Raw genomic sequence first — 8,175 nt, 5'->3', positions numbered from 1 at the left:
GACTGGCTGTAATACTCTAGCGCTTTCTGTTTCTCTCCCAAATCTGAGTAGACTTTGCCGATGTTGTTGAGGGTGACAGCTTCTCCACCGCGATCGCCCGCTTCTCGATACAGTTTTAATGCTTCTTCAAACTTGGCGATCGCACCTTTTAAAGATTCCGCCGTCCCTTGCTGGTACAGTTGGAGCCCTTCTTTCAAGGATTTTTCAGCCGCAGCAGCAGTGTTTCCCCCTCCCTGCTGCGATACCCCTTGACTAATTTGCATCGCACTGGGTGCCGCCACCGCTGGAACTCCTAGGAGGATACTTGCACCTACAGCTATCCCCCAAACCCACAGCCTGAGATTCATAAACACCCGCCTTAAACCAGACCTTGTTAATCGGTATCATAGTCGATCGCACCTTGTCATATGCGTTTTTCCTGCCTGCGTGGCAATTACATAGGCAGCATATTGTGAAACAATAGTCGCTACCGCCGATCGCCCCACGTGACAAGCATTATTGCCTGCATCGGGTTTGTAGCAGCGAAGGTTAAAAGTCATAATAGTAATTTTTACGCTCTTTTCAACTGATTATTTTAAAATTAGCGATCGCCCCCAAATCTAGCATCTACTATTTTCGGTTATTTTATGCAACTCAACAAAAAACAATTCAACAGATCCACTCTTGTTTTTGGTCTAGGAATGCTCGGTGTGTTCCTATTTTCTTTGACTCTGCGCTTTTGGGAACTGGAGCGATTTAACGCCTTCGTATTTGACGAGGTTTATTACGCGAAGTTTGCCAACGATTATCTGACTAAAACACCTTTTTTCAACGCTCACCCGCCGCTGAGTCAGTACATAATTGCGATCGGGATTACGATCGGCACTCACCTCCCCTTCGGCAAAACAGCCGTCAACGGTCTAGCCGGCTCAACGCTTTCCCCTTGGGATTACCGCTGGCTAAATGCTCTCACAGGCTCCTTTATTCCCCTAGTTGTCGGAGCTCTGGCTTATCAGCTAGTGCGACGCCACACCTTTGCTTTTCTGGCTGCTTTCTTTATCGCCTGCGACGGTTTATTTTTAGTTGAATCTCGCTACGCGCTCAACAACATTTATCTAGTTTTGTTCGGAATCTTAGGACAACTATTTATTTTAAAATCCGTAGAATCAGAAGGCAAAAAGCGGTGGCTTTGGCTGGTGCTAGCAGGAATAGGTTTCGGTGCTTCTGCTGCTATCAAATGGAATGGGCTGTGGTTTCTATTCGGTACGTATCTAATTTTAATCTGCGCTTGGGTAGTGCGTTTAATCCAAGGAAACCGAGGAGATGAAGAACAGAGTGCCGAGGTAAATCCTGCTCTCCTGCCGCCCGAAAGTCCCGTACAAAGACTGACTCAACTCAAATTCTTAGAAGTAATTTTGAGTCTAGCTGTGATTCCTGTTTTAGTTTACAGCATCTCCTGGATTCCTCACCTGCATCTCAATCCAACTCCCAACTTTTGGCAGATGCAAACGGAAATTTTGACTTATCACCAGCGGATTAAAAGCGGGCCTGACGTGCATCCTTACTGTTCGGCGTGGTACAGTTGGCCTTTGATGCTGCGCCCGATAGTCTACTTCTACAAAAGTATTAGCAGCAACGCACAATCCGATCCAGTTTTGCCGCCTTTACCCAGCGGTGTAAACCCGGTAATTCTTGATGTTCACGCGATGGGAAATCCTTTGCTTTGGTGGCTGTCAACTTTAGCTTTACTGCTAGTAATAGGAGTTTTGGTTCACCGGGTTTTAGTGTGGAGGGAAACGCGCCGGGTGGCTTCTGTTGACGCGATCGAACAGCAGCGGCCGATTTTGTTTCCGCCGACTACTGAAATGTGGATGGCGCTGTATTTAATAGTTAATTGGGTGGCTAATTTGCTGCCTTGGGTGAAGGTGACTCGCTGCGTATTTTTGTACCATTATATGGGCTGTTCTGTGTTTGCAGCTTTAGCACTTGCTTGGTGGACTGACAGGTGGCTGCACAGCCCACAAACTCGCCTCCGAGGGATGGGGGTAACAATAATTTTTATGGTTTTGGGTGCTTTTATTTTCTGGATGCCTCTCTATTTGGGATTGCCTTTGTCACAAATGGAATGGAAAATTAGGATGTGGCTGCCGTCTTGGGTTTAGATTAGAATATATCTCTCCATAAAAGCCTGTATAGGGCAGGCATCTTGCCTGCCCCACAAGAGTTTTTATAGATTTTCATAAAGACTAAATCTTATGTCTAAAAACTCTCCAAAAACCTCAGAGGAAATGGAAGCGATCGCCCGCGCACCAAACCTTGTCGAAATCAACAAATAAATCCGCGACTTGATTATAGATTATGCCATTGGATCTGCTATTTTGGGACTCAACCCGCTGCCGGGAAGTATGACGGTGACGCTACTGGTGGCGAGCGTGTTGCTATTAAAAATGATGCGGGATATTGGGGCAAAATGGGGCTATCCAAAAGGTCAAGATGCGCTGGCGATCGGAGGCAATCTGTTCGGGGGTTTTGGTTCTTTTTGGGTAGCGTTTATGGCTTGGATATCGATGTATGGTTTGGGTTTGTTTGTGCCGTTTGTGGGCGGTTTTGCGGTGGCTTCGTCGCTGTTTGCACTGACTTGGAGGGTGGGAAAGGCGACTCACCTTTATTATGCTAGCGGCCGCCAAATGAATGCAGCGGAACTCAAGGAAGTTTTCGATAGTTCTCAACCGGAAGGGGCGGCTTTGTTTGAGGCGAATATTGGGGCGATCGCCTCTCCACCTCAAGTAACAGAAAATCCGATTAAATCTCTCACTGATGACTTGATAAATGGTAATATAAGTCAAGAGGAGTTTGAGAAAAAAATTAAAGACATTCTTGATTAATACCTGTCACCAAAATAAAACCATGAAATTCTCCCTAGATGTAGAAAACAACCCCGCAGGTTGGCCGGATCACACTCAGCTACCAGAATCCGACGGCACTTTTGTGAAAAACTTTCAAGAACATCCCCAAAGCATTCTGTTAACTGATTCTATTACTCCGATCCTCCAAAGCATTCATCCAGATGCTGATTACTGTATCGGTCAAGATAGCGGGATTTATTGGCGATTGACTGAGCCACTAGAGCGTGGTGCGGAAGCACCTGATTGGTTTTACGTGCCAAATGTCCCGCCAACATTTGACGGTCAAGTGCGTCGTTCTTATGTGATGTGGCAAGAGTTTTTAGCACCATTAATTGTGTTAGAATTTGTGTCGGGAAATGGTGCAGAAGAACGAGATAGAACGCCTTTGTTGCGAACTGGTCAACAGGAAACTAAACCTGGCAAATTCTGGATTTACGAAAATGTCATCCGTCCGGAATTTTACGGGATTTATGAGGTGACTAAGGCGAGTGTCGAAGTTTACCATTTAGTAGGCCGTAGCTATCATTTACTTCCGGCAAACGATCGCGGTCATTATCCAATTCCACCGTTAGGAGTGGAATTGGGAATTTGGCAGGGAAGGTATCAAAATGTTGAGTTACCTTGGCTGCGCTGGTGGGATAGTGAAGGGAATTTGCTGTTAACTGGCTTTGAAAGAGTTGAGGAAGAACGGCAAAGGGCGGAACAAGAACGGCAAAGGGCTGAACAAGAACGGCAAAGGGCTGAACAAGAACGGCAAAGGGCTGAACAAGAACGGCAAAGGGCCGATCGCGCTCAAGAAGAATTAGAGCAATTGCGCGCTCAATTGCGATCGGCTGGAATTGAACCTCAATTATGAGGGAAACCTTTGTTGACAGTGGGAAAGTAGCAATTAAGGACGAGGTGAGAAACTGGGTTTTTTATTAAAATCATTAGATTGCAGCCAGCAGATTAGGTAAAAAACCCGTTTTTTGATATAGCCTTTCGAGCGAAAGATGAGGTATGACTATAAATGAATTTTTTCATGCGACTTCGGTTACTATATTATACACATAAGAGGGCTAAAGCCCAACAACGTACCTGACTTTTTTGAGAACCGCTATATTGATATTTAGAGTTAGTGTATGACCAAGTATATTCCAGCAAAAATTACCTGCCTACGCTACAAAAGAAAGTAAGGTTTTTAGTAAGTCCTACGGTACAATTCATCCCGGTTTTTCAACCATCTACAGCAATATTGCCACTCAAACGCTGGACATTGCCAAAAAGCTGAATCCGTCGGTTCCTTGCTATCTATCGGGCCACAGTTTGGGTGCTGCGATCGCGACTTTGGCTGCGATCGACATTGCGGTGAATGTTCCTCGGTTGAAAAAGCAGGTGCAGTTGTATACTTATGGCAGTCCGAGGGTGGGCGATCCGGTGTTTGCGAGGGAGCACAATCGAGTTGTACCGAACAGCTATCGAGTGGTAAATTTGGCGGATGCTATTACGCTGGTGCCTTTTACGGTGTTCTTTAAGACTGAATATGTGCACGTGGGTGAGGAGTGGGCTTTTTTGGCGCCTAATGGGGATGTGATGCCGAATCATGTGGTGGATAGTTACAGAAGTGCGATCGACAAACAAGTCGAAACCAACAAACCCCGAACCTCCCCAAATTCCGGGTTAAAATAAACAGAATAATCCGGGCGAATAGAATTCGCGCCTATACAAACAATGTCCGCCTCCACGGACTCAATAAAAGAGATAAATGCCAATTTAAAGAAATAGTATAAAATAGACCTCTTGCAAAAATAGTTAGGACGATGCTCAAAGCCATCCCACAACAATCTTTTTTCTTGTGGGATGGGCTTCTAGCCCGTCCCAAAATTTGGTTAAAAGGATTTTTGCAAGAGGTTTAATGTAATTTTTAATGAATTTGATACGATCTCAAACACCAAATCAGCTTTTATTGATACTCTTATCTTCAGTCCACCTCCGCGGACATTGTTTGTGTAGCCCCGAATTCTATTCGGCGGGCTTTATTTGTGAAACATCGCAATTAATTCGGCGGGCTTTATTGGTGAAACAATACGTTTTATGTTTGAAACACTGCGCGATAAACTGGTTCCCCGCGTTTGAGAGTAGCAATTTCTCTTTCAGTGGCTACAGGCATGGGATTTTCTGCTAACCATTCACCGTTATTTGTGCGTTTAAAGCTAGGATGAGATGAAAAGCGATCGCACATTTCGACTTCTACTTCCTCAATATCCGATTGAATAAACACTTCACCGCCAACAGCCAGATAAGTCGCCAACTCGCCGACTAATTCCTGCTGTACCACCCGCCGCTTGTGGTGCTTTTTCTTGAACCACGGATCGGGAAATTGAATGCTAACTCGCTGCAAAGTGCCAGCGGGAAGTGTTTCTAAAATTGGTTTCAGGGAACTATTAGCATTGCAAAACAAATAGTGCAGATTTGTCAAGCCTTTTTCGTCACGCCAAAGATTCGCCTCATCCACCAGAGGTTCCCGAATTTCTAATCCGAGAAAATTCCAATCAGTTTGGATTTGCGCCATTTGCCACAAAAACCTGCCTCTGGCGCAGCCGATATCTAAATGCAGTGGCAAATTTAAGTCGCTATATATTTTCGTCCAATCTGGGGCACTGGCGGATGTTTGATATCTCATCGATAGGGGATTTACGTGTTCCCGAACTCTAACTCTTGCCAATTTTGCTGTCTCCTGAATGTAATTTTTAACCGCTGATGCGGGCAGATTAACGCGGATTAAGGTAGATGAATTTAGAAATAAAAAATCGCAGTGTTAGGATTTTTCATTTCTAATTATTGTATCAAGCTTCTGGTTCAATGCCTGCTGCTCTTAATTGTGCGGCTAGTCGATCGGCTCGCTGCCTTTCCCTTTCCACCATCTCTGCACCCCACAATAACATTTGTCCGCTCTCATCCCACCAACGCAACCAATATCCGGTTCTTTCAGCTTTTGTTCCGTACCAAACACCTAGAAACAAGCCAACTCCTGCAATCCAATAACGATTGTTTTCATCCGGCTGCTGTGCTTCATATCTTCCTGATGAATTCAACCGATACACTTCTAGCAATCCTGCCGCAGGCTCAAAAATACCATAGATTGGTACTCGCAGCATTTGCTCGTAAAAAAACCATTTTCCCGGGGGAAAAGTTGGTTTACTTGAATATTCGTCGTACTGATTAGCTGATAAAAACTCCAGCGCGATATCCGGGATTTCTCCTTCTAAGTTTGGGGTGTAACTGCGGCGAATTTCGGGGGCAGCAAGCGGTTGTACGTTGCGGGCATAAAACCAATCTGGCGCTTTGGTAACTAGCTTGTCGTTTAATGTCGCGCACACACACATATTCGGCGCAACTAAGATTCCCTCTAACAATAGTCCGGCAATTTCTAGGATTTCGCGCAGGGCGGCGGCGAGTAATGGTTGGTCGATATTTTCCACTGGTTCCTCGTCTAAGATGAAATCGTCTGGCAATTTTTCCCAGGTAATTTTTATGTCGGCTGTACTTACTGTCATAATATTTTACCTCTTAGCAAAAAATAGATTCAGCCTCCCCGCCATCAAAACTGTGCTGTTCCAGGTAAACTGTCAACTGTCAACTGTCAACTATCAACTGTTTACTGAGACTGCTGGAGTGCGGTTTGCAATACTTCCTTATGAAAGAGCGATCGCCCTACAATAAATTTTATCCTGTCTGGCGATAGTGCGGCGCCGTTGGCATAGTGATCCATCCAGGTTTTGCTGATTAAATAGGGATCTTCGGGCAATTCTGATAATAAGTATCCCGGCATTTCTAACTCGTCCATCAATTGGCTGACTTTGGGATCGTAGCTGAGGGCAAAACAGCGACATTCTTCGGATGCTGCCATAATTAAACTGTGGTAGCGCATCCCGATCGCCATTTCGACTCCCCGGAACACTCCTTTCAACTTTCTCGGATCGTCTAAACTCAGGATGCGGCTCCTTTTCGGCAGCGCTTCGTGCAAATGTTTGGCAATTTCTAAGTCGTGGGAAGCTTGGAAAGGCAGCAGCAAAATTAAGGTGCGAGTGGCTTTTTGAAAGTCAACTAAAGCTTGAGTTAGGATTGACAAACGGGCGGGTGTTAGTGTAGAGTGCGATCGCAAACAAACCGCAACTCTCGGCGACGGCAAATCCCACAAACCGGAGACGGGGGAATTTTCCAAAGCCCACACTGGATCGGGCGCTAATGTAAAGGGAATTTGCCAATCTGCAAGTATGGTAGCTGAGCCTTTATCGCGCACGCTGACGGCTGTGCATCCACCAAAACACCGCTGAGATAATTTACGAGTAATCTCACGATTTAAAGGGCCAATTCCCTGGGCCCAAGCAACAGTTTTTAAGCCCATCTGCTGCGCTAATCCCATCAAGCCACCATAGTAAAAAGGGCTGACAAGGCTGGTACTGTCTTGGATTAAACTACCGCCACCCCAGATTAGGGCGTCAGCGCTGCGGAGTGTATCGAGGACACCAAACGCATTCATGCGATCGCGCGCAGCTACTCCGTACCGCTGATTTGTCTCGACAGGATTGCCAGAAAGGACGATCGGCGTCACGCCATCTGGTAACATTTGCAGTAGCGAAGCCAACAGCGCCTCGTCGCCGCCGTTGCCTTTTCCGTAATAGCCGCACAAAATTGCTCGCATTTCTACTCTTTGTTTGGAATCAAATATAACTATTACAATACCTAATTATTGTTACCAAAAGATTCTTTTGAAAACAACAAAATATCACAACCGCCCGATCGCTATTCGCACAAATAACTTCATGAATAGCACCGCAAACCTGCTAGCATAAACGGTGTAAATGTCAACTGTCAAATGACGAAGTTCGCTCTTCGGGGACAGCACTACTGTAACTGTCAACTGCCAACTGTCAACTGCCAACTGTCAACTGTCAACTGCCAACTGCCAACTGCCAACTGTCAACTGCTAACTGTCAACTGTCAACTGCCACACATCTTCCTTCACAATACAAAAAATGCACGCTTTGTCAATTCCTACCTGGATTATTCATGTCTCTAGCGTCGTCGAGTGGATTGCCGCCATCTGGTTAATTTGGACTTACGGCGAAGTCACTCAAAACCGAGCTTGGTGGGCCCTTTCTGTCGGAATGCTGCCCGCCCTTGTCAGCGCTATGTGCGCCTGTACGTGGCACTTTTTCGACAACTCCCCAGCCCTAGAATGGATTGTTACCCTGCAAGCGGCGATGACTCTCATCGGTAATTTTACTCTGTGGGCGGCGGCTTGGTG

Annotated in this window: 11 protein-coding genes; 5 read left to right on the top strand and 6 right to left on the bottom strand. The window is 45.8% G+C overall.

Annotation, left to right across the window (positions count from 1 at the left end; genetic code table 11):
- Together JGK20_RS30920 and JGK20_RS30915 are read right to left on the bottom strand one after the other, a co-directional pair.
- Window positions 1-347, bottom strand: a 347-nt coding sequence (locus JGK20_RS30920; protein ID WP_293233325.1) for a tetratricopeptide repeat protein, incomplete at its 3' end; no start/stop codon positions are given.
- A gap of 36 nt (window positions 348-383) precedes the next feature.
- Window positions 384-539 carry a hypothetical protein gene (locus JGK20_RS30915; protein WP_293189649.1) on the bottom strand — a complete coding sequence of 52 codons (156 nt, stop codon included), beginning with the start codon at window positions 537-539 and terminating at the stop codon, window positions 384-386.
- 87 nt (window positions 540-626) lie between these two features.
- Between JGK20_RS30915 and JGK20_RS30910 the strand changes: the two genes are divergently transcribed.
- The 4 genes from JGK20_RS30910 to JGK20_RS30895 all read left to right on the top strand — a co-directional run bounded on the left by JGK20_RS30910 (window position 627) and on the right by JGK20_RS30895 (window position 4,553).
- Window positions 627-2,141: a phospholipid carrier-dependent glycosyltransferase gene (locus tag JGK20_RS30910; protein WP_293233323.1), complete on the top strand. Its 1,515-nt coding sequence runs from the start codon at window positions 627-629 to the stop codon at window positions 2,139-2,141.
- Window positions 2,142-2,324: 183 nt separating this feature from the next.
- Window positions 2,325-2,864, top strand: a complete 540-nt coding sequence (locus JGK20_RS30905; protein ID WP_293233321.1) for a hypothetical protein — start codon at window positions 2,325-2,327, stop codon at window positions 2,862-2,864.
- 22 nt (window positions 2,865-2,886) lie between these two features.
- On the top strand, window positions 2,887-3,741 hold the full coding sequence (locus JGK20_RS30900; RefSeq protein WP_293189645.1) for a Uma2 family endonuclease: 855 nt from the start codon (window positions 2,887-2,889) through the stop codon (window positions 3,739-3,741).
- A gap of 275 nt (window positions 3,742-4,016) precedes the next feature.
- A complete protein-coding gene (locus JGK20_RS30895; RefSeq protein ID WP_293175002.1) occupies window positions 4,017-4,553 on the top strand; it encodes a lipase family protein in 537 nt (178 codons plus the stop codon).
- Between the two features lie 403 nt (window positions 4,554-4,956).
- On the opposite strand, the gene trmB is transcribed toward JGK20_RS30895, so the two are convergent.
- The 4 genes from trmB to JGK20_RS30875 form a co-directional block, all read right to left on the bottom strand.
- Complete coding sequence (trmB, locus tag JGK20_RS30890; RefSeq protein ID WP_293233319.1) at window positions 4,957-5,589, bottom strand: tRNA (guanosine(46)-N7)-methyltransferase TrmB; 633 nt, start codon at window positions 5,587-5,589, stop codon at window positions 4,957-4,959.
- A 121-nt stretch (window positions 5,590-5,710) separates the two neighbouring features.
- On the bottom strand, window positions 5,711-6,421 hold the full coding sequence (locus tag JGK20_RS30885) for a Uma2 family endonuclease (RefSeq protein ID WP_293233317.1): 711 nt from the start codon (window positions 6,419-6,421) through the stop codon (window positions 5,711-5,713).
- 101 nt (window positions 6,422-6,522) lie between these two features.
- On the bottom strand, window positions 6,523-7,569 hold the full coding sequence (gene csaB, locus JGK20_RS30880) for a polysaccharide pyruvyl transferase CsaB (protein WP_293174850.1): 1,047 nt from the start codon (window positions 7,567-7,569) through the stop codon (window positions 6,523-6,525).
- Window positions 7,570-7,653: 84 nt separating this feature from the next.
- Window positions 7,654-7,809, bottom strand: coding sequence for a hypothetical protein (locus JGK20_RS30875; protein ID WP_293233315.1), 156 nt, complete (start codon window positions 7,807-7,809; stop codon window positions 7,654-7,656).
- Between the two features lie 94 nt (window positions 7,810-7,903).
- Between JGK20_RS30875 and JGK20_RS30870 the strand changes: the two genes are divergently transcribed.
- Window positions 7,904-8,175, top strand: a 272-nt coding sequence (locus tag JGK20_RS30870; RefSeq protein ID WP_293233313.1) for a DUF2499 domain-containing protein, incomplete at its 3' end; no start/stop codon positions are given.

Origin of the sequence: Microcoleus sp. PH2017_05_CCC_O_A, from assembly GCF_020738785.1 — a bacterium.
GTDB lineage: Bacteria > Cyanobacteriota > Cyanobacteriia > Cyanobacteriales > Microcoleaceae > Microcoleus.
The sequence above is the reverse complement of the archived record's forward strand: the minus strand, read 5'-3'. Positions and strand labels throughout refer to the sequence as shown.

Coding starts and splice junctions, on each gene's coding strand:
- JGK20_RS30915 (WP_293189649.1), bottom strand. CDS start 539: ATGACTTTTAACCTTCGCTGCTACAAACCCGATGCAGGCAATAATGCT.
- JGK20_RS30910 (WP_293233323.1), top strand. CDS start 627: ATGCAACTCAACAAAAAACAATTCAACAGATCCACTCTTGTTTTTGGT.
- JGK20_RS30900 (WP_293189645.1), top strand. CDS start 2,887: ATGAAATTCTCCCTAGATGTAGAAAACAACCCCGCAGGTTGGCCGGAT.
- JGK20_RS30885 (WP_293233317.1), bottom strand. CDS start 6,421: ATGACAGTAAGTACAGCCGACATAAAAATTACCTGGGAAAAATTGCCA.
- csaB (WP_293174850.1), bottom strand. CDS start 7,569: ATGCGAGCAATTTTGTGCGGCTATTACGGAAAAGGCAACGGCGGCGAC.